Below are 23,957 nucleotides of genomic sequence, written 5' to 3'. Positions count from 1 at the left end.
CAGTCCAGGTGAGTGGCGAGCAGGGTTCGGAGCCGTTTGACGGTACGGATTTCAGACATCAGGACATTGGGGGCAGAATCTCATGGCGATGTCATTATAATCAATATCTTAATGTGAAATGCACTGTACTGAGCAGAAAAATTATGGATTTATAGATTTTAACGAAAATCCATGTCTGAAGCACTACCCAAAATCCGATCGTCTTCACTGATGTCCTCGTCTCTGTATTCAGGTTGCGTTCGAGTCAGCCCGCCGGACGGCCGAACGTCGGAGGCCGAGTGTCCGCGAGATTGATGATTATCGTTGGCAAGCGTCGAAACCGCAGCCTGTTGGGTCGAAATCCGTGACCGAGCCGACAGGTATGATTTTCGGGTAAGGCCCGTGAACTACAAGGGAGCGAGGAGCGCGAGGGTTCTCGATCATGGCGCTGTATCTTGGTGCGCCATCGTTGGATGCGCGCCGATTCGGTGCGTAAACCCGGAGTTGGATCCCGTTCGAGATCGGCGGGATGCATTCCGACGGCTCGGAAGAGATCCGGCTTGCCCCGATCCCGCCGCCTCGGTCCTGTCCCGAGGGCGCGGGGAAATCAGGGATGGCGCGGGCGGTGACGGAGACGATGAGGATCTGGGCGGATCGCGCCTTGTCCATCATGGCCCGATCCATGCTTAAGGCTCGCACCAAAACTGATCAAGCGAGTTTCGAGTATGGAATCATTGCAGGCAGGTACCGACGTCCTTTTCATCCTGATCGGCGCCGTCATGGTGCTGGCGATGCACGCAGGCTTCGCCTTCCTCGAGGTCGGCACCGTCCGCGCCAAGAATCAGGTCAACGCGCTGGCGAAGATCATGAGCGACTTCGCGATCTCGACCATCGCTTATTTCTTCATCGGCTATAGCCTGGCCTACGGGGTCGATTTCTTCTCGGGCGCCGAGGCGCTGGCGGACAAGAACGGCTATGGGCTGGTCAAGTTCTTCTTTCTGCTGACCTTCGCGGCGGCGATCCCGGCCATCATCTCGGGCGGTATCGCCGAGCGGGCGCGTTTCTATCCGCAACTGCTGGCCTCGTTCGTCATCGTCGGCCTGCTCTATCCGCTGTTCGAGGGCATGGCCTGGAACGGTAACCTGGGCATGCAGGATTTGATCGAGCGGCTGTTTGGCGCCAAGTTCCATGACTTCGCGGGATCCATCGTGGTGCACGCCATGGGCGGCTGGATCGCGCTCGCCGCCGTGCTGCTCCTGGGATCGCGTCAGGGCCGTTATCGCAAGGACGGCACCATGGCGGCGCATCCGCCGTCCTCGATCCCCTTTCTGTCCCTGGGCGCCTGGACGCTCACGGTCGGCTGGTTCGGCTTCAATGTCATGTCCGCGCAGACGGTCGAGGCGGTGAGCGGGCTGGTCGCGGTCAACTCACTGATGGCGATGGTGGGCGGCATTCTGGCGGCGCTGGTCGCGGGCAAGAACGACCCCGGCTTTCTGCACAACGGTCCGCTCGCCGGTCTGGTCGCGGTCTGCGCGGGCTCCGACATCATGCACCCGCTTGGCGCGCTCATCACGGGCGGTATCGCGGGCGCGCTCTTTGTCTACGCCTTCACCCTGACCCAGAACAAATGGAAGATCGACGATGTGCTCGGCGTCTGGCCGCTGCACGGTCTGTGCGGACTCTGGGGTGGAATCGCCGCCGGCCTCTTTGGACTTCAGAGCCTGGGCGGATTGGGAGGGGTTACCTTCATGGCGCAACTGGCCGGCAGCCTGGCTGGCGTGCTCATGGCCCTCGTCGGCGGTTTCGCGATCTATGGTCTGATCAAGGTCTTGATCGGGCTCCGTCTGACCCAGGAGGATGAGTACCTGGGCGCGGATCTCAGTATCCACAGGATCACCGCGCAGCCCGACTACAATCGCGGCGAGGTCTGATTCGAAGAGCTTTGATCGAGACCGGTAGGATGGGTAGAGTGTAGCGAAACCCATCGAACCCCGCGCCGACGTCTCGGAACCGCGCCACGCAAAACGCCCCGGTTGCACGGGGCGTTATCGTCAAGCCTTGGAGCGGTGGTCGATGGGTTTCACGGCGAGTCGGCGTCCGTGCCGAACTTCCGCTTCATAGCGTGGCCGTTCTACCCATCCTACGAGGGTTTTTCACAATCGCTTTCAGCGAGACGGGCGGCGTCTCAAACGCAGCCGGTGGGTTTCGGCAGGCCGCCCCATTTGCAGATGAGTTTCATCGGTCCCTTCTTGAAGATGTCGTAAAGATCCTTGGTGGAGACCTTCTGCTTCTTCGCGAAGATGCGGATGGGCGGCACCACGCCGTCCTCCTCGTACATGGAGCGCGCCTCGCGGATGAAGTGCATGACCTGTTCGGTCATCTCGAATTCGTCGGAGCGGGCCAGCTCGATGGCGATCTCCTCGCTCCAGTCGTCGCGGTCGAGCAGGAATCCTTCATTGTCCAGCGGGACGGTGACGGCTGCGGTCATCGTTGGTACCTCCAAGAATTATCATCTGTCGAAATTCGAATCCGTCTCCAAACGTGGAGGCGCCGAATAACTTATCAAGCGGATGGGGAATTCCTCTAGCGCGAGGACTCGATCGCCTCCAGCACACCATCCCAAAAGCGGATGCGCGCGCAGATCGCCTCCTCGGCCGCCGTTTCCGCCTCCTCGATCCGCTCCGGATCGTCGCCGCACAGGGTTTCCAGGAGCTTCATCGACATCGGCCCGTGGAAGTCCTCGTCCAGATGGATGTGGCGATCCAGGTAGGCATGGAAGGTGGGCGCCTGTTCGGGCGTGATCCGCATCTGTCCGAGAAACTGACGGAACATGCCAGGAATGAGACCCTCCCGACCGAGGGCGAGCGCGGCCGCGACCAGATGGGGCTTGTCCTCGCGGATGAAGCAGAAGGTGGTCTCGGTGAAATAGCGCGCGGGAAGCGGAACCATCGGATCGTAGAGCGCCTTGTCCACGCCCTGTTCGGCGACCAGTTCGAGGAAGCGCCTGGGTCTCTCGCCATCCGCGCCGACCTCGTTCATGGCGCGGCAGTAGAACTCGAAGTGACTGGCATGGACGACCTCGCCCTGGCCGAGCGGGATGGCGTCGGACTCCTCCTCCAGCACCAGTTGATTGATGAAATAACGCAGGCTGGGATCCGTCCGGGGCATCCAGGGAACCTGAACCGGCGCGATCTCCCGTTGCAGATACTTGATCAACGACATGAAGTCCCAGACCGAGTAGACATGGTGATGCATGAAGATCCGCAGATCCTCGATCCCTTGGATGGCGCCGTAGATGGCGTGTCCGTTGAGCTGCTCGCGCAGTGGGCGGAGATGCTCCAGGTTGAGCGATGCCATGGGTTAGATCCTCTTCGTGAGTATTTCAGTCGATGCTGAACCGAATCATACCCAAGGTCCAAGGCGTCGGGGTTCTTTTCAGGCCCCGGGCCTCGGCTTACTTGAGATCGAAGCGGATGGGCACCCGCAGCGGCCAGGATTGTCGCCCGAACGACTTGGGAATCGGCTTGAAACGTCCCAGTCGATACATGGCCTGGAGCGCCGCCTGATCCAGGGCCGAATGACCCGAACTCTTCGCGACTCGGATCTGGCCGATGCCGCCGTCGGCCCGGATGACGAAGGCCAGGGTCGCGACCCCGCTCTGCTGCTGGCGCCTGGCGTTCATCGGGTACTGCTGATGTCTGGCGATGGCGCCTTGCAGGGCGTTCAGATAGTCACGCTCGGACGCGGCCTTGGTCGCCGTCGAAGCGGACTGGCCAGACGAACCCTGTCGCGGACTCGCGCCCGGACCCTGGCCCGACCGGCTCGCGACCGCATGGGACGGTGCCGGCTTGCTGGACGGCGCGCTGGACGGCTTCTGGCTCGCCGTTCGCGCCGGTTTGGACGGCTTGGCGGGCGTCGGCTTGGCGGTGGATCGAGCCTTGGGCTTGGCCTCCGGCTTCGTGGCGGCTGTTCGCGGTGGCGCGGGCTTCCTGGCGGGCGCCGCTTTGGCGCGGGCTGGCGCGGGTTTTGGAGTGTCGGCGACTGGCTTGACGGCTGGCGCGGGTGGAATGGGCAAGGCCGGTGACGTCTCCGCGATCGGGAGTGGCGCGGGATCGGCCATGGAGACGACTTCGGGCTTGGCTTCGGTGTCGGCGGGCGGAGCGCTGGCCGGTGGCGCTGGCGTTGGTGCCTCGTCCGGCCGCGCATCGGAACCGCCCGCGACGCCATCCCCGAACATGGCGAGATCGAGCGGGACGACCCGCTCCCTGGGCTCCGGCGTCACCGGCGTCCCGTCCCACAGCAGCGCGGCGGCGATGGCCGTGTGCAGAACCGCCGAGAGCAGCAGGCCGAGCCAGAGACCGCCGCCGCGAAGTGGCGCGCGGCTCATGACTGGCGAGTCAGGATGGTCAGGCGTTCGAGCTGGCGCGCCTTGAGCTGATCGACGACCGCGATGAAGCGGTCGAAACGGGTCGCGGCGTCCACGCGAAGGGTGATGGGACTCTCCCTGGGCAGGCTGTCCAGCCGCAGCCCCAATTCACCCAGCGATAGCGGCACGGCGTCCAGATAGAGCGCGCCGTCCGCGTCGATGGCGATCTCGACCTTCGGCGGCGTGTTGGGCTGGCTCTCGCTCGCGGCCTCGGGCAGGCGGATCTCCAGGCGTCCCTCGCTGATGAAGGTGGCGGTCGTCAGCACGATCGCGAGCAACACCAGCATGATGTCGATGAAAGGGATGACATTGATCTGGTCCATGCGCTTCATCGACGCCGCTCCCGGCGCCAGCGGGCCTTGATCTGGTCGGTGCGTCGCAGCAGGGCGTTGTAGAAGACCAGCGAGGGAATGGCCACCACCAGCCCCAGGGCGGTCGCCTTGAGCGCCAGGGCCAGACCGACCATCATGGTCGCGGTCTCGATCGCGCCGCCACGACCCATGTCGTGGAAGGCGATCAGGATCCCGAGCACGGTTCCCAGCAATCCGATGTAGGGCGCGTTGGCGCCGATGGTGGCGATCGTCGTCAGATGCCGGGTCAGGGCCAGATCCAGATCCTCGATGTCCTCGAAGGTTCCGGGATCGACGCGGGCATAATAGACATAGCGCTCGATCACGAAGGCCATCATGAGAAAACTCATGACCCCAAGCAGACCCATGACCCCCCAATCCAGATTGGTCTTCAGAAACTCCACCGATGTCTGTCCTCCAAAGGTTGTCCGCCGATCCCCGTGCCCATGAACGCGGCCTATCCGCTGGCGTTCCTGGTCGGGCTTCTCAGCGCCCTGCATTGTATCGGGATGTGCGGCTCGATCGTCGGCGCCTTGAGTTTCTCGCTGCCCCGCGAGATCCGCGTCAATCCCGCGCGCTACCTCGTTCACCAACTGGCCTTCAACCTCGGACGCATCGCGAGCTACGCCCTGGCGGGTGCCCTGTTCGGTTGGCTGGGAGCGGCGCTGACGCGGGCCGGTCCGCTGGGCTGGCTCGACGACCTCACGCGACTGGCGACCGCGACCGTCCTGATCGGGATCGGTCTGCATATCGGCGGCTGGTTCCCGCGCTTCGCCCTGATCGAGCGGCTGGGCGTCCCGCTCTGGCGCCGGCTCGATCCGCTGACGCGGCGTCTGCTGCCGGTGCGCGGTCCGCTCGGCGCGCTCCTGTTCGGCGCCGTCTGGGGCTGGCTGCCCTGCGGTCTGGTTTACAGCCTGCTGATCAGCGCGCCGCTTCAGGCCGGCGCCGCCTCCGGGGCGCTCTACATGGCGCTCTTCGGCCTGGGAACCCTGCCGGTGCTCCTGGCGACGGGGTTCCTCGCGGGACGGCTTCATGCTTGGGGTCGCGACCGGCGTTTCCAATCGATCGCCGGCGCGACCCTGATCGCACTGGCGCTGTTGGCCATCCATTACCAAGCCTACAATGGCGCTTCCATGGTGCCGTCATGAACCTGAAGATCGAGATGATTGGAAACTCACCGGCGTTTGCGCGCCTGCTGAACGCGGCGCGGATGGTGGCCGCGACCGATGCCAGTCTGCTCCTGCTCGGCGAGTCTGGGAGCGGCAAGGCGACTCTGGCGCGTGAAATCCATGCCGCCAGCCCCGGCCGCGCGGATCCCTTTCTGACCTTCGCCTGTAGCGGCGCGCCGCCGGGTGGATTCGCGAGCTTTCTCGATGAAAGCGCCTCGCGCCAGTCCAGGCTCTATCTGAGCGAAGTGGCCGAGCTGAACGCGGATGATCAGGCGCGCCTGCTGCATCTGCTGGTCCAGCGCGATCAAGGCGCCCGGTCGGCGCCGCACCGTCTCATCGCGGCCTCGGCGCAGGATCTGGAGGCCGCGATCCGCCAGGGCCGCTTCCGGCGCGATCTCTATCAGCGTCTCTGCGTCGTGCCGCTGGAGGTTCCGCCGCTGCGCGAGCGGGTGCTCGACATCCCGCTCCTGACCGAGCATTTCATTCTCCAGGCCGCCGCGCGTCTTCAGCGCGATCCGCCTCGTCTCACGGCCGGTGCCGAGCGCCTGCTGCGTCGCTACCATTGGCCAGGCAATCTGCGCGAACTCGCCAATCTCTGCGAACGGCTGGTGATCCTCTTGCCAGGCGCCTCGGTCGGTCCGGAAAATCTGCCGCGCGAGATCCTCCATGGCCAGCCGGCCGGCGAGGCGCCCTCGGGGTTCGACCTACCGCCCCATGGCCTGGATCTCAACAGCCTGGAGGCCGAGCTGATCCGCCAGGCCCTCGCCCTGGCCGGCGGGAACAAGAGCCGCGCCGCGCGTCTGCTCGGTCTGTCCAGGGACACCCTGCTGTACCGGCTGCGCAAGCACCTGATTCCGGGGTGAGACGCGGTGGCCGGTCCGGGGTGCGACCAAAAATGAAGCGTACCGGCCATCACCCGTAGGATGGGCAGAGCGAGAGCGATGCCCATCCTGTACGCTCCGAGGCCCGAGATACAAGGTTGGGGTTCGGTCCCGCTCACTCAGCCTGCGCCAGGCATCAGTTATGGTCGCACCCCCAGCGACACCGAGACTTGACCCCGGCGTTCACCGTCTCCTCTTGCCCCCGGTCTCCTCTAGTAAGATCATGTCTTACGCTTTTCGGTCAGCGATCATCAACAACATCATGGAAACAACACGTCTTTCCAGCAAGGGGCAGGTCATCCTGCCAAAGGCGATACGGGAAAATTATCATTGGTCCGCGGGCACTGAGTTCGAGATCGAAGAACGCCCGGACGGCATTGTCCTGCGGCCGAGGAAGCCGGTCCCGACAACCCTGCTCAGCGACGTGGTGGGCTGCGCGGGCTACCGGGGTCCGACGCAATCCCTGGATGAAATGGAAGAAGCCATCGTCCGGGGAGCGCGCGAAAGCCATGCTCGCGGTTGATACGAACATCATCGTGCGAATTGTCACCAATGACGATCCCGAGCAGAGTCCAAGAGCGATCGCGCTATTCGAGCGAGAGCGCATTTTCCTCACCAAGACGGTGCTGCTGGAAACGGAATGGGTGCTCAGGTTTTCCTACCAACTCTCCCGCGAGGCGATCGTCCGTGCCTTGCGAAAAGTGATCGGCCTTCAACAGGTCGAAATCGAGACTATCGGGTTGTCGTCATGGCGCTCGACTGGTATGAGCAGGGCATGGACTTCGCCGATGCGTTACATCTAGCCAGCAGTGCAAAGGCCGTCGGGTTTGCGACCTTTGATGAGAAGCTGGTCAAGTTCGCGCGGAGACTTCAAGCGAAGAGGATCGTGGCGGTCTGAGTGCTCGCGGGTCCGTCAGGCTGTCGAGAAAGATCTGGCGCCGCTCGTTGCCTTTAGGTCTTGGGTAGCCACTGGAGCAGGGCGGCGAACAGTTCCTCGGGTTCGACCGGCTTGGGTATGACGGCGTTCATGCCGGCCTCCAGACAGGCGCGGCGATCCGACTCGAAGGCATTGGCCGTGACCGCCAGGATGGGGGTCTCGTCCCCGCCCGGCAGGGCGCGGATGGCTCGGGTGGCCGCCAGGCCGTCCATGATGGGCATCTGCACGTCCATCAGGATCAGGGCATACTGGTTCGCGCCTGCCTTCTCAAGCCCCGCGCGCCCGTCCTCGGCCGTTTCCACCCTGAGCCCGGCGGTCTCCAGCAGATGCGCGGCGACCTCGCGATTGATCGGCTCGTCCTCGACCAGCAGCAGGCGGGCGCCGGCATGGCGTTCGCGCAGAGCGGTCTCGGCGGATTGGATGGCGAGCGGCTCGCTGGGTCCGGCCAGATCGCCGCGGCTCAGCCGGGCCGTGAACCAGAAGGTACTGCCCTGGCCGGGGACGCTCTCCACGCCTACCTCGCCACCCATCAGCCGCGCCAACTCCCGGGTGATGACCAGTCCCAGACCCGTGCCGCCATAACGGCGGGTCATGGAATTGTCGGCCTGCTCGAAGGGACGGAACAGATTCGCCAGCGTCTCGGCGGGGATTCCGATACCGCTATCCTGGACCTCGAAGCGGATCTTGAGGCCATCGACCTCATCGGCCAGACGCCGGATACGCAGGACGATGGTGCCCTGCTCGGTGAATTTGACCGCGTTGCTGGCGTAATTGAGCAGCGCCTGGCGCAGGCGCGTGACGTCGCCGCGCAATCCGCCGGGCAGATCGTCCTGCTCGACACCGACGCCGAGCCCCTTGGCCTGGGCGGCATCCAGAATCAAGAGACGCACCTGTTCAAGCAGCGCCGTGCCGTCGAACAGGTCCGTCCGCAACCGCAGGCTGCCGGCCTCGATCTTGGCGATATCCAGGATGTCGTTGAGGATCGAGAGCAGATGGCGGGCGGCGGTGTCGATCTTGGCCAGGCGCTCGGTCTGGAGCGGGGTGAGGCCCGAGCGTCGCAGCACATGCGTGAAGCCGAGAATCGCGTTCATGGGGGTGCGGATCTCGTGGCTCATGTTCGCCAGGAAGGCGCTCTTGGCGCGGTTGGCCGCCTCGGCCTGGTCGCGCGCCTCGGTGAGTTCCGCCGTGCGTTCGGCCACCAGGGTTTCGAGGTCGCCGCGGTAGCGTTCCAGTTCCGCGGCCAGACGCTTCTTCTCGGTGACGTCGCGGATCGTGGCCAGGAGCGCGGTTTGGCCATCCCATTCGATGGGCGTGAGGAGCACGTCGGCGTCGAACAGGGTGCCGTCGAGGCGTTGGTGCCGCCAGTCGAAGAGGTGTGATTCCGAGCGTAAGGCCGCCCCGATCATGGCCTGGGCCTTCTCCGCGCTCGGTCGACCGTCGGGCTGACGTTCCGGCGAAAGGTCGACGGGGCCGCGGCGGGTAAGTTCCTCCAGGCTCGCCACCCCGAACAGATCCAGCGTGGCCTGGTTCGCGCCGACGAAGGTCCAGGCCGGTGGCGCCAGGATGAAGAGGGCGTCGCGGGAGCCCTCGAACAGACGCCGATGCTTGGCTTCGCTCGCGCGCAGCTCGGCGGTACGCTCGCGCACGCGCTGTTCCAGTTCCTCGTTGAGTCGACGGATCGCCAACTCCGACCCTTTGCGTTCCGTGATGTCGGTCGCCAGCCCCGCCATCTGCTGGAGCCGACCCTGCTCATCGTGGATCGGCGAACCCTTGTCCGCGATCCAGCGCACCTCGCCGTCCGGGCGCAGGATGCGGTACTCCAGATCCCATTCGCCCCGTGCATGTCGCTCCAGTTCGCCCCTGACGCGCTCGCGGTCATCCGGATGCAGGGCGTCGAGGAAGGATTTGGGATTGGCCTGGAGGCTCTCCCTGGAACGGCCCCAGATGCGCTCGTAGGCGGCGTTGATGTAGCGGATCTCGGTGATGTCCGGATCGCTCAGCCAGACGACATCGCGCAGGTTTTCCGCCAGTGCCCGGAACCGCCGCTCGCTCTCGCGCAGCGCCGCCTCGGTCGCCTTGAGTTCGGTTATGTCGATGACCAGGCCGGCGGCGAGTCGCAGCCGCTGGCGTATCGGCAGCAGAACGAGCGTCGACAGAATGAAGGTCAGCAGACCGGCGAGACCGATCCAGATGCTTTGCCGAATGGCCGGGGCGTCGATCTCGGCGCGATCCTGTTTGGTGAGCAGGAACCAGTCCGTGCCGTCGATCGTCTCGGCCACGCCCAGGGTCGGCACGTCGCGATCGTCCCTTCCGATCACCGGCTCGCCGGAGGACACCTCGCCGCGCAGGATCCGAGCGGCCAGCCCCGTTGGGTCCGTCACTGGCGAATAGTGGGGCGGTGTCGTGCCCGCGCGCTCGTGGAGGTCGCTGAGAAAGAGGATCCGATCCCCGTCGCGTCGGAACAGGATGGTCTCGCCGCTGAGGCTGGGGACCGGCCAAGCCTCCAGCCATTGGCCGAGCCAGCCGGCGAGATCGGCATGAAGGATGACGATCGGGGCTGGCTGGACGGCGGTGACCGGGACGATGAAATCCAGACGCACCGTGCCTCGAAGCCCCAGGTAGGGGCCGACGTGTTGGATCGCGCGCGAGCGCGTCGCCTTCGCCGCGCCGGCCAGCACCTCCGGGGTGAGTGCCGGCGGTGCCTTGGGTGTGCGCCAGAGTGATCGACCCTCGGGGTTGAGCAGGGTGACCGCCGAGAAGTCCTGGGCCCGAATGAAACGCTGTAGGCGAGACTGTAACGGCGCTCCGGCCGCCGGATCGCCGTTGGCCTGCCAGGCGCTGTACTGCTCGGCGTAATAGGTGCTCGACTGGATGAAGGCCGCGTCGACCAGGCGCTCATTCAGCCAATCGTTGAGCTGGCGCGCCTTGAAGTCCGCGATCGTCTGTAGCCGCGCCAACGCCGTCGCGCGTGTCTGATCGAGTGTGTTGAGGATGGCCGCGGCCGTGAGGCCCAGAAGCATCAGAGCCAGCAGCCCAAACAGCCACCAGGTCGGATCCCGGCGGGCGCTCCTTGAGCCATTGGTCGGTCTGACCGACGGGGCGATCCCAGGAACCGCGTCCTCCCGACGCCGGGCCAGGAGGTAGAACCCCAGCGAGGTGAGGGCGACGAAGACCCAGTCCTTGATGGCGTCGGCCAGCGCGAGCCGATCCGGATCCTGGATCAGCCACGCCAGCGCCTGATCCGAGCGCGAGACCCAAAGCGCGGCGAGGACGGCATAGAGGACGACGAGGGCCTGGACGCGCCTGGACGACCATGGGGCGGCCGGGGTTCGGAAGGCGTCGGGCGGCCGGTCGGAAGGCATGGCGGTGATCGTCCAGGCTGTTGGCTCGGGTCCCGCTCCGAGGGCGAGGTTCGCGCTTTCGGATGGACGGGATTTTGTATCCTGAGCCTCGGTGCGTACAGACATCAGCCTCGCTCGCTCGACCGATCGGCCGGATTGACGGTAAAGGAATAAGTAGCCCCCTCGATCGATAGTGAATCCGGCACGCCGATTCGGGGCTGCTATCCTAGTGGAAGTGTCGGAGTCATCCTAGGAGGTATTCGCGATGCGTCATCTTGTCGTGTGCGCCGATGGAACCTGGAACACCCCGGAGCAGGAGACGGAAGGGGTGCCAACCCCCACCAATGTCGTTCGTCTGTTCAATGCGCTGGCCTCGCAATCCGTGGATGGTTCCGCGCAACTGGGCTATTACCATCCGGGGATCGGCTCCGATGGTTCCCGGCTCGGTCGGTTCCTGGGTGGAACACTGGGCGTCGGTCTCGGCAAGAACATCATGAGCGCTTACCGCTGGCTCGCCGACCAGTACCAGCCGGGCGATCGCGTCTTTCTCTTCGGTTTCAGTCGGGGCGCCTACACGGTTCGAAGTCTGGCCGGGATGGTGGCTCTCTGTGGTTTGTTGAAAACCCGCGATCTCGCGGAGCCAGCGGCCTGGGAGCAGGTGGAGCGGATCTACGATCGCGGCTATCGCCATCGCGAGCCGATTTCCCGATGGGATCAGGGGATGGCGTTCCATTCGGATGCCCATGGCGAGCCGCCGGATGTGCATTTCCTCGGTGTCTGGGATACGGTCGGGGCGCTTGGCGTGCCTGATTACCTTGAGTTCTTCAACCTGCTGGACGATAGCTCCAAGTACACCTTCCACGATACCAAGCTCAACCGCAAGATCCTCAATGCCCGTCACGCGGTGGCCCTGGATGAGAATCGGGCGAGTTTCGCGCCGACCCTCTGGAGCGACATCTCGGACCGCCCGCATGTGAAACAGCTCTGGTTTCCCGGCAATCATGGCGATGTCGGCGGCGGTCATCCCGAAACCGGACTCTCGGACGGCGCGCTGAAGTGGATGATGGACGAGGCCCAGGATCAAGGGCTGGCCTTCGAGCCGCTCATGGCGGCTCAGATCACTCCGAACCCACGCGACGTGCTGCACAACTCACTGCAAGGCGTCTGGTCGCGGCTGCGTCATGAGCCGCGCGCCTGCCCGGCCCTGGTGCCGATGAATGTCGGGACGCTGGTGCATGCCTCGGTCCTGGAACGCCAGACGCATCCACCCATCGCGCAGGCCCCCTATCGGCCGACGCGCCTGCTGGCCCCCGGCGAGCTGGCCGAGTGCCGGATCTACGCCGCCCAGCACTGGAACCACACGGGCCTCTATCTGGAGCAGGGGGTCAGATACCGCTTCCGCGCGCAAGGGGAGTGGCTCGATAGCCGCCTCAAGTGCGGTCCGGCGGGGGTGCTTGAGGGGCCGTTCCAGATCGGCAGGCTGGCCCATCTCGCGGGCAGCATGATGGGTTCTTTCGAGGGGCTGTTTGCCCGGATCACCCACAATGAGCAAGCGGACTTCTATGGCAGCCGGCGTGTCGAGGGAGCCCCCTGGTTCGCGCTGATCGCCCGCATCGCCAATGGCGAGCACCCCCTTGCCGACGGGACGCCGGCCCAGCACGAGTCGATCGAGTTCGACTACGCGGCCCTGGTCGGGGACGGGTGGGAGTATCAGCCGAGGGGTTCGGGGTACCTCTATGGTTTCGCCAACGATGCCTGGCATTTCTATGGCAACAACCGCGGCAGCCTTGGTCTGAGCCTCCAGCGGGTCTCGGACGCGCCTTGATCCGTCCGTCGCGCGTCGCGCGCGCCGGCTTGGCGGGTTAAGCTAGCACCTGGAACTCTTTCACGCCAACGAGGTCGCGCATCGATCGAATGTCCAATTCAGTCCTGTCAGTCAGAGCCGACCGCTATCCGCCGCGAGACCATCTGGAAGCCGCCTTTCGGGCCGTGCGAAGCGCCAAGGTTCCCCAAATCGCCGATATCGTGCTCGCCCTTCGGGGCGAGTTGACTCATCCCGAGCCGGATCTGGCACGGGCGGCCGATCTCATCGCGCAAGACCTGGTCATGACCGGCCAGGTCCTGAAGACCATCAACTCGCCACTCTTCGCCTGCCGCGCCAAGATCAGCAGCGTCAGGCAGGCGGTCACCATGATGGGCCTCCGGCGCCTGACCAATCTGGTCACCGCCGAGGCGCTCAGCCAGATGCTCGGCGCGCGCGACGGCGCCGCTCGACTGGTCTGGGATTTCATCATGGAGCAGGCGCGGGTCGCGGTCGCGATCGCCGCCGTCAGCGAGGAGGTGACGCGCGACGAGGCCTATCTTTTCGGGATGATGCAGGATGTCGGCAGCCTCATCTTCGCCGATCTGTTGGACGACTATGGCAATGAGTGGGTGATCCAGGCGACGGCCGACCCGAAGGCGTTGATGGATTACGAGCGCAAGGCGCTCGGAACCGATCACGCGACGGTCGGATTCCTCTTGGCCGGAACCTGGCGGCTCCCGGAGCCGGTCGCCCTGGCGATCTACCGTCATCACGATCCGGGTCCAGGCCGGCACGAGGAACAGGAGGTCCGCTCCCTGATCGCCGTCGCCAGGCTCGCCCGCTATCTGATGGCCATGCGGCAGGGGATCCAGGACACGCCGGAGATGCAGGATGCGCGCGAGGCGGCGTGCCAGGAACTGGCCCTGGCCGAGCAGGATTGGTCGAAACTCTGTCGCCAGGCCATGGAAGAAGGCTGGCGGCCGATGACCTGAGACGCCGATGGGGCCGACGCGCGACCCCGGCGCGCGTCAGGCCGGAAAATCCAGATCCTCGATCGGACCGGGTCGGCCGAACAGATATCCCTGGAAGGCATCGCAGCCGTTCCGGCGCAGAAAATCCCGTTGCGCCTCGGTCTCCACGCCTTCGGCGATGATCGCCAGACCCAGGGCCTGGCTCATGGCGAGAATGGCCATGACGATGGCGGCATCGTTCGGGTCCGTGGTGATGTCGCGGACGAAGGTCTGGTCGATCTTGAGCTGATCGAACGGCAGGCGCTTGAGATGGGAGAGCGACGAATAGCCGGTTCCGAAGTCGTCGATCGAAAAGCCGACACCCAGCGTCTTGAGTTGACGCATCCGTTCGCCAACCTGATCGGCGTTCTCCAGAAAGGCGCTTTCGGTCAACTCCAGCTTGAGTCGCGCGGGATTCGCCTTGGATTCCTTCAGGATATCGCGAACCTGGGTCACGAAATCGGGCTGATGGAACTGGCGCGCGCTGACGTTGATCGCCAACTGCAAGCGTTCGGTGTGCTCGCTCGTCTCCCATGACTTGAGTTGGGCGCAGGCGGTTTCCAGCACCCAGAGTCCGATCGGCACGATCAGCCCAGTCTCCTCGGCCAGCGGGATGAAGCTCATGGGCGACACCAGGCCGTGATTCGGCCGATCCCAGCGCAGCAGCGCCTCGACCCCGAGACAGCGTCCAGCCAGATCGACCTGGGGCTGATAATGCAGCCGCAACTCGCCCTTCGCCAGGGCGTGACGCAGGGCGGATTCCAGGCTCATGCGCGCCTCGATGGCGGCCTGCATTTCCGGGTTGAAGAAACGCACGGCGTTGCGTCCGGCGTCCTTGGCCTGGTAGAGGGCCACGTCGGCCTGCTTGATCAAGCCATCGACCGAGGTCTCCTGGCCTTGGAACAGGGTCACGCCGATGCTGGCCGTGCCATAGTGTCCCGGCTCGTCGGCCGTGATTTCATAGGGCGCGTCGAGCGTCGCCCGTATCTTCTCGGCGATCGTCTCGGCTTCGTTGGCCGCCGCCGAGGCGCTCGTGCCCAACTCCTCCAGCAGAATCAGGTACTCGTCGCCGCCCAGGCGCGAGACTGTGTCCTCTTGCCGCAGGGTCGCCTCGATGCGTTGGGCGACCTCGGTCAGCAAGCGATCCCCGACGTCGTGGCCCTGGGTGTCGTTGAGTGCCTTGAAGTGGTCGAGGTCCAGCATCAAAAGGGCGCCATGGCGTCCGCTCCGGTGGCTGGCGATCAGCGCCTGGGACAGGCGGTCCATCAGCAGGCGACGATTGGGCAGACCCGTCAGCGGATCGAAATAGGCGAGCTGGCGAATCCGCTCCTCGGCGGCCTTGCGCTCGCTGATGTCCTGGGCGGTAAAGGTCACGCCCCGATCGTGATCGGCGGGGTCGATCGGCGAGGAGGAGAGGATGAGATCGATCATGGTGCCGTCCTTGCGGCGCCAGCGCGTCTCCAGGCTCCCGAGGCCATGCCGATGGATGTCGGCGTATTTCTCGCGTCCGACGGCTTCGTATTCGGCCTCGGAGGCATAGAGGAGTCGGGAGGATTGTCCGATCAGTTCCTCGCGCTCGTAGCCGGTCATGCGCAGCAGGGTATCGTTGGCCTCGGTGATAATCCGCCGGACCACCACGCCGATTCCGACCGGGGCGGCGCGCAGCAGGCTGTTGGCGCGCGCCTCGCTCGCGCGCAGGGCCGACTCGGCGCGCAACGCCTCGGTGATGTCCAGGCTCAGACCCACCAGCGCCTCGGGTTCGTCGCGGTCGTTGCGCTTGACGAATTTGAATACCTTCAGATCATGTATCTGGCCATCGGCGAAGGGGAATCGCTGATGGGTGATATTCACGCCGGGATTGGCGATGGCCTGGGCGTCCGATTCCAGACATTGACCCCGGTACTCCTCGGAAAATAGCTCGGCGTAATGGGGAGCTTCCAGGAAGCGTGACTCAGGGATCCCCATGGCCTGACAGAAGGCTCGGTTGACAAACTCGAGCCGGCCCCCGGTGTCCTGCAACCAGATGCCGATCGGGGCCTGATCCAGGATGAGCTGCAAGCGCCCGTGTTCCCTGGCCAGCGCCTGCTCGGTGGCCTTGCGGTCGCCGATATCCAGGCAATAGCCGATGTAGCCGATGAAGACACCCGAGCTGTCATGACGCGGGCAGCCGTCGTCCTGGATCCAGCGATATTCGCCATCGTGCCTGCGCAGGCGGTATTCCATGCTGAATTTCTCGCGCCGCTCGAAGGCGGACACGAAGATGTCAAGACAGTGCGCGAAGTCCTCTGGGTGGACACCCTGGGTCCAGCCATGGCCGGATTCCTGCTCCAGCGTCCGGCCGGTGAAGTCGAGCCAGACCCGGTTGAAATAGAAACAGCCCTTGTCGGTGCCGGCGGCCCAGATCAGCGCCTGGCCGGAATCGGCCAGGGTGCGGTATTGCTGCTCGCTCTCGATCAGCCGAAGCTCCGTCAGCCTCCGCTCCGTGATGTCCTCGCCCGCGCTGAGAACGCCGATGAATTCGCCGCGCGGTCCCCGCAGCAGGCTGTTGTGCCAGGCGACCAGCCGGGTCGCGCCGGAGCGGGTGCGCACCGGATTCTCGTAATACTCCGAGTGCTCCAGATCCCCGGCCAGGATCTTGTGGAGGATCGCGCGCAGGGCCTCGATATCCAATCCATGCGGCAGGCAGGTCGCGAACCAGTCCTGGCCGATCAGTTCCGTTTCACCGTAGCCGAGCAATTCGCATCCCTTGCGATTGATCAGGACGATTCGTCCCTCGGCGTCGAGGACCAGGATGATGGCCTCGACCGTTTGCAGGATCTCGCGGATGTTGTCGCGCTCCTGGCGCAGGGAGGCCATGGCCTCGCGCTGAGCCAGCTCGGCCCCGGCGCGGGCGGCGAGGATGCGCAGATTGGCCTGGATCAGATCGCCCCCGCGCAGCGGGCTCCGGCTGATCCCGACGATGAGTCCCAGCACCCGGCCGAGCGGGTCGAGGATGGGCTCGCCGATATAACCCTCGGCGTTCAGACGGAGAAGGTCGGCGTCCCTTGGATAGCGCTTGCGTATGCCGGCGCTGTAACAGGGGCGAGCCTTGGACATGACATCCTCGCACGGCGTCCCCGCCAGGTCGTAGGCGCCGGTCCGGGCCGGCCCGCCGTCCGCCCAGGCGGCTAGGATCTCCACGCGAGGCTGGTCCGCAAGGGGCGTGGCGACATGCACGTAGTCGAGTCCAAGATTCAGAGCGGCATGTTCGACCAACTCCGCGAAGAATCCCTGGCGACTCGGCGCGGAGACGAATTCCGCCGTGGCCTCCAGGGCGGACTCGAAACGATCACGCGGCTTCATATCCCTGATACCCGTTCAGTTTGAGAACCAGCTCTCAGTATTCGGGTTAGTGGCGAGTAAAGTCCAGCAAGGTATGACGGCGGTCCGATAGGATGCGTCTGGCGCCAGACGGGGGTTCGAAGCGCAAGGAACAGGCGTGAGCCTGCTCGACATGGCGGCTGGCGCGAATCCAATCCCAAACCCCGCGTCCCTGATTGGATGTAGTCGCGATCCGCGAGGCTCGTCAACGTTTCGGTTCCTTTATCAACACGATGTCCCCCATCTCTCCAGGTTTCCAGGGTCGCGGTCTTCAGTCGAAGTTGACGCTGGTGTTTCTCGGGGTCGCCCTGCTGGTGTCGGCCGCGACCTCGCTGGTGCTCTACCAGGTCGCGCGCGAGCAGGCCACCACGGATCTGCGCCAGCGGCTGGGCGATGTCGTCGCGATCGCCGCCGCCGGGCTGGACGCGGACCGGCATGCGAGCATCACTCCAGAGACAGGGATGGATTCGGAGTCCTACCGGAGCCTGAAACGCTATCTGCAAGGCGTTCGCGATAGCGCCCTGGATCTGCACTTCGTCTATACCATGCGGCGCGCAGCCGATGGGACCATCCGCTTCGTGGTCGACGCCGAGGAGGATCCCGGCGAGCTGTCTCCGTTGAACTCCGTCTATTCCGAGACGACCGACCTGCTGCTCCAGTCCTTCGACAGCCCCTTGGCTTCGCTGGTGGAGCGGGATGTCGACACCGATCAATGGGGAACCTGGCTCTCCGCCTATGCCCCCATCGTCACGAGCACCGGCGAGCGCGACGGGGTGCTGGGCGCGGACATCTCGGCGACGACCGTCCTGGCCTACGAACGGCGGGTGCTCTGGATCGCCCTGACGGTGTTCGCCGCCACCCTGCCTCTGATCCTTCTGGCCGGCTGGTGGATGGGGCGTGCCATGGCGCGCCCCATCGGTATCCTCGACGCCGGCGCGCGGCGCATCGCCGAGGGCGACCTCGGGGTGCGTCTGCGCCTCGATCGGCACGACGAGATCGGTGCCCTGGCCCGCTCCTTCAACCACATGGCGGAAGAGCTGACGCAGGGGCGACGCCGGATCGAGGAGGCGGCGGCCAAATATCGCTCCATTTTCGACAATGCCGCCGAGGGCATCTTCCAGAGCACGGCGGATGGGCGGGTGATCACCGCCAATCGCGCGCTCTTGCGGATGCTCGGTCATGGGGATCGGGAGGAGTGGCCGCGCGAGATCGATGATGTCGCCCGGTCGGTCTATGCCAACCCCGAGGATCGCCGTCGCCTGCTCGCCCAGCTTGGCGAAACCGGCCATGTCGAGGAATTCGAGACCCAACTGCGCCGCGCCGATGGCTCCACCTTCTGGGCCGCGATCAGCATGCGCTCGGTCGAGCCGGCCGGCTCGACCCAGTTGCTGGAGGGCATGGTCCTGGATCTGTCCGAGCGCCACGAGCGGCGACGCGCCGAGCGTGAGCGCGAGGCCGCGCGCGCGGCGAACGAGGCCAAGAGCGGCTTCCTCGCCCACATGAGCCACGAGATCCGCACCCCGCTGAACGCCATCCTGGGACTGACCGATCTGGTCCTGCGCGGTGAGCTCAACGCGCGTCAGCGCGATTATCTGGATAAGGTCAAGCTCTCGGCCAAGGCGCTGCTGGGCATCATCAACGACATCCTGGATTTTTCCAAGATCGAGGCCGGCCGGTTGGACCTGGAGCGCACCGCCTTCTCGCTCGACGAGGTGCTCGCGAGCCTCGCCGAGATGTTCGCCTATCGCGCGCACGAGAAGGAGATCGAGCTGATCCTCTCGGCCGCGCCCGAGGTGCCGCGCGCCCTGATCGGGGATCCGGTGCGATTGGGTCAGATCCTCATCAACCTGACCGGCAACGCCATCAAGTTCACCGAGCGGGGCGAGGTGGTGGTGACCGTCGCTCTGGTCGACCCGGCGCCGCGCGCGCTGGCCGATGGCGAGGTGATGTTGAATTTCAGTGTCCGCGACACCGGTCCGGGAATCGCGGAGGACCGGCTGGACGCCATCTTCCAGTCCTTCGCCCAGGCCGACGGGTCCATCACGCGCCGGCACGGGGGGACGGGGCTTGGGCTGGCCATCTCGCGCGAGCTGGTCGATCTCATGGGCGGCGACATCCAGGTCGCGAGCCAGGTCGGTCAGGGCAGTCTCTTCTCCGCGCGGGTCGTGCTCGGGCTTCAAGCGGAGCCCCTGCAAATCCGTCCGCGCACCCCGCTGGATCTGCGCGGACTCAGGGTGCTGGTGGTGGACGACAACGCGACCTCGCGCGAGATCCTGATCAGCCAGCTCGAATCCTTCCAGATGGAGCCGGCGTCGGCGGCCTCGGGCGAGGAGGCCCTGGAGTGTCTGGCGGATCCCGCCGCGACCTTCGATCTGGTGCTCATGGATTGGCGGATGCCGGGGATGAACGGCCTGGAGACCACCCGCCGTCTCCGTCAGGATCTGCGGCTCGACAAGACGCCGGTCGTCTGCATGATCTCCGCCTATGCCCGCGAGGATCTGATGCGGCCCGCGGAGCGCGTCCTGCTCGACGGCTTCCTGAATAAACCGGTCAATCAGTCCTTCCTGTTCGACACCATCATGACCCTCTTCGGTCATACCGACGCGGTTCTGGCCGGCGGATCGCTCGCGACCGGCCAGCCATCCGCCGAGGCACCTCCCGATTTCAGCGGCCGGCGGGTGCTGCTGGTCGAGGACATAGAGATGAATCGGCTGGTGGCGCTGGAGTGGCTGACCTCGGTCGGTCTGGAGGTCGATACCGCCGAGAACGGCGTCCAGGCGGTCCGGATGGCCGATCCGGCGAGCCATGATGCCGTGCTGATGGATCTGCAGATGCCGGTGATGGACGGTCTGGAGGCGACGCGGCGGATTCGCTCCGACCCCGCCAAGGCCGCGCTGCCCATCATCGCCATGACCGCCCACGCGCTCAAGGGCGACCTGGAGCGCTGTCTCGCGGCCGGAATGAACGACTATGTGGCCAAGCCGGTGGAGCCAGAGCGTCTGTTCGCCGCGCTGGCGCGCTGGATCGCGCCTGGATCGGGGGCGGCGCCGTCCGTGACCCTGGTCGATCTGGGCTCGGATCCGGCGCAAGCGGCCGCCCGGTCGCTGGTGGCGGAACTGAAACTGCCCGGCATCGATATCGCCGAGGGACTGTCGCGCGCCAACGGGAACGCCGTCCTCTATCTCAAGCTGCTGCGTGGTTTCGGGCCTTCCTGGGAAGACACGGCGGCGCGCGTCGAGGAGGATCTCGCGGCCGGACGGAGCGAGGAGGGGCGTCGTCGGGTGCATTCGGTCAAGGGCGTGGCCGGCAACCTGGGCGCCCAGGATCTTTACGCGAGGGGGCAGGTGGCCGAAACCTGGATTGCCGAGGGTGAGTTCGATCCCTACCATCCGATCTGGCGCGACTTCGCCGAGGCCCTGAGCCGGGTGACGGAGGGCCTGGCGGTCGTTCCGGAGCCTGGCGGGGCCGTTGCCGGTTCGGACGGAGAGGGCCGGGGGATGGACAGTGGCGCCCTGTGCCGGGGGCTCGACGCCATGATCGGTCTGCTCGACGATGATCTCGGACAGGCCCAGGCACGCCTCGATGGGCTGCTTCCCACGCTCTCGCGGCGTCTGGATCCCGAGCGCGTCCAGACGCTGCTGGCCCGAATCGACGGCTTCGAGATCGATGACGCCATCGCGACGATCAAGTTGATGCAAGAGGATCTTGAATGTGACCAGCGAGCGGGATGAACGTCCCAAGATTCTCATCGTCGACGACACCAGGGAAAACATCGATCTCTTGATGGAGGTCTTCCGCGACGAGTTTCGCGTCGCCGCCGCGACCAATGCCGAACGCGCGCTCAAGCTGGCGCGCTCCGGGAGTCCGCCCGACATCATCCTGCTGGATATCCTGATGCCCGAGATGGATGGCTACGAGCTGTGCGCCGCGCTCAAGCGGGACGAAACCACCAAAAGGATTCCGGTGGTCTTCGTTACCGCCGTGTCCGAGGTCATGGATTCAACCCGAGGTTTCGCCGCCGGGGCCGTGGACTACATCACCAAGCCCTTCCACCCGCCCATGGTGAAGGCGCGGGTCAAGCTGCATCTGGACCTCAAGAGCAAGTACGAGCTGCTCGAATCCTATGCCTTCATCGACGCCCTGACCGAGGTCAACAACCGCCGGCGCTTCGACCAGGTTCTGGAGGCCGAGCTGAGCCGCGCGCATCGCTCCAGGCGGTCGCTCTCGCTCGTCTACATGGATGTCGATCAGTTCAAGCAGTACAACGACGCCATGGGACATGGCGCGGGTGACGACTGTCTGCGTCGCCTGGCCTCGGCGCTCTCGACGGCGCTCAACCGCTCGGGCGACTTCATCGCCCGTTACGGCGGCGAGGAATTCATGGTGCTGCTGCCCTATACCGACCGGGATCAAGCCTGGTCGATCGCCACGCATCTCAATCAGGTGATCGACGACCTGGCGATCCCCCATCCCGCCTCCAGCGTCGCCACGCATGTGACCCTGAGCCTGGGCGTGGTCACCCTGGATCCAGACTCCAGGCTCGACAGCCGCGAGATCGTCGCGGCGGCGGACAAGGCCCTCTACGCCGCCAAGGCCGCCGGACGTAATCGCATCGTCCGGGGCGAACTCTCCTGAGCGGTTGCGAACAGGAAACGAAAGGCCGGCCGGGTCGTGCTCCCGGGTGGATGCCAAGCCCTTGATTCATTGATTATAAAAATCTCTTCGGCGGCCTATCCAGGTCTGGCGCACCACCGGAACAGGGTACTAGCTGGCGGTGGCCGGGCACGGATGGCGGGTCCGATCCAGGGGCGGAGACTCCCGATTGAGTGGCGCCAGATCCGCGATGATCACCGTTGGCCCAAGCGGATCGCGCCGCAGAACCAGCCCCGAGAGGCTCCGCTTGGCCTGGTGCTTCAACTCCGCGATGGCCCGTCCGAGTTCATCGCCGCTGCCGTAGTCGTCGCCAGGCCGGATCTCCAGCAGGGCCGCGCTGCATCGCATGAGCGGCATCCCGTGGATCTGGCCGAAGCGATCGCTGGCCCGGATGTGACCCCTGAGCCGGTCCTCCGGGTCGTAAAGGCCGCGCACGTCGGAGCGGAAATTCACCAGCAGTTGTCGCAGTTGACCGAGCACCAGCGTCAGCGGCGCGTCCTTGATGCCGGCGAAGAAATCGTCGCCACCCACATGTCCGACGAACCAGCCGCCCGGATTCAGGTGTTGTCGGATCAGCTCGGCGAACAGTTGGATGACGCGATCGCCCCGGCGGAATCCGTAGTGATCGTTGAAGGCCTTGAAGTTATCGAAATCCAGGTAGACGAGATGACAGGTTCCATCGCGTGGACCGAGCGCCTGTGAAACGTATTGATGAATCGGGTTGTTGCCGGGGAGCTTGGTGAGCGGGTTCTGGTCGCGCGCGACCGCGAGGTTCTTCTGCTCGATGAGCTGAAGGAGCGAGGTGGCGGAGATGAAGCCATGGTAGCGGCCGTCCCGGATGAGAATCACGCCGGCCGGATTGAGCGTGGCCGAGTAGGCTTCCAGGAGGCGATCGACGGGGTCATGGATGTCGACCATCGGGCAGGGTCGAACGAAATCCCGCAGTTGACGCGCGAAGGCTCGGTTGACGATCAGGTCGCGTCCATAGTTGGAGTAGATGAAGTCCTTGATGTCGGCCTCGTGGATCAGTCCCAGCGGATGCTCGGCGGCATCGAGCAGCGGGACGACATGATGGCTCTTGTCGCGCCGAAAGGCGTCGAACAGACGACCGATACCCTCGTCGCTGTGGAGCGGGGGGATGGTCTCCAGGAATGGCTCGATCAATCCCAGATCCCCCGGCCGATCGCGACGGTTGCGGCGGTGGATCTCGGCGACCTGATCGTAGCTCGCGCGCAAGGCGCCCAGATCGAGCTGGGGACGGGCGATCAGATAGCCCTGCACCAGGTCGCAGCCGATTTCGCGGCAGGCCAGCAGCTCCGACTCCGTCTCCACGCCCTCGGCGACGACCTGGATGCCCATCAGATGCGCGAGCTGAACCGCGCTGGCGACGAACAGCCGCTTGCGGTGATCCTCGGCGATCCCGCTGATGAAGAAACGGTCGATCTTGAGTAGATCCGGCGGATGTTCGTAGAGCAGGCGCAGGCCCGCGTAACCGCTGCCGAAGTCGTCGATGGCGAAGCTGAAATCATGCCGGCGATAGGCGGCGATGGCGCGCTCGACATTCGGATTGGCGGTCAGGTCGCTGCGCTCGGACAGTTCCAGACAGATGGATTCCGGTCCCAGGCCGTGTCGCGCGAGCAGCTCGATGGTGCTCTCCGGGTGTTCCTGCTCGATGAGTCGCGGATCGAGATTGAAGAAGAGGCGGTAACGTCGGGCGTTCGGGAGTTGCACGAAACTGGTGATCGCCAGCTCGCGCAGCAGCCTGTCGAGGGCACTGGAGAATCCGCGATCCCAGGCATGCGCCAGGAAGCCGAAGACATCCTGGAACCCAAGCTGGTCGACCCCCCGTAGCAACGCCTCGTAGCCAAAGACGCCGCCGGTATGGATGTTGACGATGGGCTGCAAGGCGTAGGCGAGCGACGCCCGCGCCTGAATCAGAAAATCCTCCTGTCCAGCGGGATCCGGGTCTGGTCCAGGCGCGGTGTCCGCGACGAGATCACGGGCGCGCGCGATCTCGCTAATCGGGATGGGGTCGGCGTGCATAAGG

Annotated in this window: 17 protein-coding genes; 9 read left to right on the top strand and 8 right to left on the bottom strand. The window is 65.2% G+C overall.

What is annotated here, in order from left to right:
• Positions 1-704 precede the first annotated feature (704 nt).
• Positions 705-1,910, top strand: a complete 1,206-nt coding sequence (locus tag CKO27_RS12540) for an ammonium transporter (RefSeq protein ID WP_200375236.1) — start codon at positions 705-707, stop codon at positions 1,908-1,910.
• A 254-nt stretch (positions 1,911-2,164) separates the two neighbouring features.
• Here the strand turns inward: CKO27_RS12540 and CKO27_RS12535 are convergent, their stop codons facing one another.
• The 5 genes from CKO27_RS12535 to exbB all read right to left on the bottom strand — a co-directional run bounded on the left by CKO27_RS12535 (position 2,165) and on the right by exbB (position 5,159).
• Positions 2,165-2,467: a TusE/DsrC/DsvC family sulfur relay protein gene (locus CKO27_RS12535; protein WP_200375235.1), complete on the bottom strand. Its 303-nt coding sequence runs from the start codon at positions 2,465-2,467 to the stop codon at positions 2,165-2,167.
• Positions 2,468-2,562: 95 nt separating this feature from the next.
• Positions 2,563-3,336: a DUF3050 domain-containing protein gene (locus tag CKO27_RS12530; protein ID WP_200375234.1), complete on the bottom strand. Its 774-nt coding sequence runs from the start codon at positions 3,334-3,336 to the stop codon at positions 2,563-2,565.
• A 97-nt stretch (positions 3,337-3,433) separates the two neighbouring features.
• The gene (locus tag CKO27_RS12525) at positions 3,434-4,366 is read right to left on the bottom strand and encodes an energy transducer TonB (RefSeq protein WP_200375233.1); all 933 of its coding nucleotides are present in this window, start codon (positions 4,364-4,366) and stop codon (positions 3,434-3,436) included.
• The gene (locus tag CKO27_RS12520) at positions 4,363-4,737 is read right to left on the bottom strand and encodes a biopolymer transporter ExbD (protein ID WP_200375232.1); all 375 of its coding nucleotides are present in this window, start codon (positions 4,735-4,737) and stop codon (positions 4,363-4,365) included. Before CKO27_RS12520 ends, CKO27_RS12525 begins: the two co-directional genes overlap by 4 nt.
• The gene (gene exbB, locus CKO27_RS12515) at positions 4,734-5,159 is read right to left on the bottom strand and encodes a TonB-system energizer ExbB (protein ID WP_200375231.1); all 426 of its coding nucleotides are present in this window, start codon (positions 5,157-5,159) and stop codon (positions 4,734-4,736) included. The genes CKO27_RS12520 and exbB overlap by 4 nt, the downstream gene beginning before the upstream one ends.
• Positions 5,160-5,201: 42 nt before the next feature.
• Here exbB and CKO27_RS12510 point away from each other — a divergent pair, with 42 nt between their 5' ends.
• From CKO27_RS12510 to CKO27_RS12495, 4 genes are all read left to right on the top strand, one after another.
• Positions 5,202-5,903: a sulfite exporter TauE/SafE family protein gene (locus tag CKO27_RS12510; protein ID WP_200375230.1), complete on the top strand. Its 702-nt coding sequence runs from the start codon at positions 5,202-5,204 to the stop codon at positions 5,901-5,903.
• Positions 5,900-6,787 (top strand): sigma 54-interacting transcriptional regulator, encoded by an 888-nt coding sequence (locus tag CKO27_RS12505; RefSeq protein WP_200375229.1) that lies wholly within the window; start codon positions 5,900-5,902, stop codon positions 6,785-6,787. The genes CKO27_RS12510 and CKO27_RS12505 overlap by 4 nt, the downstream gene beginning before the upstream one ends.
• Before the next feature lie 241 nt (positions 6,788-7,028).
• On the top strand, positions 7,029-7,328 hold the full coding sequence (locus tag CKO27_RS12500) for an AbrB/MazE/SpoVT family DNA-binding domain-containing protein (RefSeq protein WP_242470886.1): 300 nt from the start codon (positions 7,029-7,031) through the stop codon (positions 7,326-7,328).
• Positions 7,273-7,608 (top strand): type II toxin-antitoxin system VapC family toxin, encoded by a 336-nt coding sequence (locus CKO27_RS12495; RefSeq protein WP_242470885.1) that lies wholly within the window; start codon positions 7,273-7,275, stop codon positions 7,606-7,608. Before CKO27_RS12500 ends, CKO27_RS12495 begins: the two co-directional genes overlap by 56 nt.
• Before the next feature lie 148 nt (positions 7,609-7,756).
• Here the strand turns inward: CKO27_RS12495 and CKO27_RS12490 are convergent, their stop codons facing one another.
• Positions 7,757-11,104 carry a PAS domain S-box protein gene (locus CKO27_RS12490; RefSeq protein WP_200375228.1) on the bottom strand — a complete coding sequence of 1,116 codons (3,348 nt, stop codon included), beginning with the start codon at positions 11,102-11,104 and terminating at the stop codon, positions 7,757-7,759.
• A gap of 244 nt (positions 11,105-11,348) precedes the next feature.
• Here CKO27_RS12490 and CKO27_RS12485 point away from each other — a divergent pair, with 244 nt between their 5' ends.
• Both CKO27_RS12485 and CKO27_RS12480 read left to right on the top strand, forming a co-directional pair.
• Positions 11,349-12,908 (top strand): DUF2235 domain-containing protein, encoded by a 1,560-nt coding sequence (locus tag CKO27_RS12485; RefSeq protein WP_200375227.1) that lies wholly within the window; start codon positions 11,349-11,351, stop codon positions 12,906-12,908.
• Positions 12,909-12,997: 89 nt separating this feature from the next.
• The gene (locus tag CKO27_RS12480) at positions 12,998-13,879 is read left to right on the top strand and encodes an HDOD domain-containing protein (protein WP_200375226.1); all 882 of its coding nucleotides are present in this window, start codon (positions 12,998-13,000) and stop codon (positions 13,877-13,879) included.
• A 36-nt stretch (positions 13,880-13,915) separates the two neighbouring features.
• Here the strand turns inward: CKO27_RS12480 and CKO27_RS12475 are convergent, their stop codons facing one another.
• Entirely contained in the window at positions 13,916-17,239 is a 3,324-nt protein-coding gene (locus CKO27_RS12475; RefSeq protein WP_200375225.1) for a sensor domain-containing protein, read from the bottom strand.
• A 251-nt stretch (positions 17,240-17,490) separates the two neighbouring features.
• On the opposite strand from CKO27_RS12475, the gene CKO27_RS12470 reads away from it, so the two are divergent.
• On the top strand, positions 17,491-20,988 hold the full coding sequence (locus CKO27_RS12470) for a hybrid sensor histidine kinase/response regulator (protein ID WP_200375224.1): 3,498 nt from the start codon (positions 17,491-17,493) through the stop codon (positions 20,986-20,988).
• The gene (locus CKO27_RS12465) at positions 20,969-21,892 is read left to right on the top strand and encodes a diguanylate cyclase (protein ID WP_200375223.1); all 924 of its coding nucleotides are present in this window, start codon (positions 20,969-20,971) and stop codon (positions 21,890-21,892) included. Before CKO27_RS12470 ends, CKO27_RS12465 begins: the two co-directional genes overlap by 20 nt.
• Before the next feature lie 129 nt (positions 21,893-22,021).
• Here CKO27_RS12465 and CKO27_RS12460 read toward each other — a convergent pair whose 3' ends face one another.
• Positions 22,022-23,953 (bottom strand): GGDEF domain-containing protein, encoded by a 1,932-nt coding sequence (locus CKO27_RS12460; protein WP_200375222.1) that lies wholly within the window; start codon positions 23,951-23,953, stop codon positions 22,022-22,024.
• Positions 23,954-23,957 lie beyond the last annotated feature (4 nt).

The sequence above is a fragment of the Thiocystis violacea genome, assembly GCF_016583575.1.
Taxonomy (GTDB): Bacteria; Pseudomonadota; Gammaproteobacteria; order Chromatiales; family Chromatiaceae; genus Thiocystis; species Thiocystis violacea.
The sequence above is the reverse complement of the archived record's forward strand: the minus strand, read 5'-3'. Positions and strand labels throughout refer to the sequence as shown.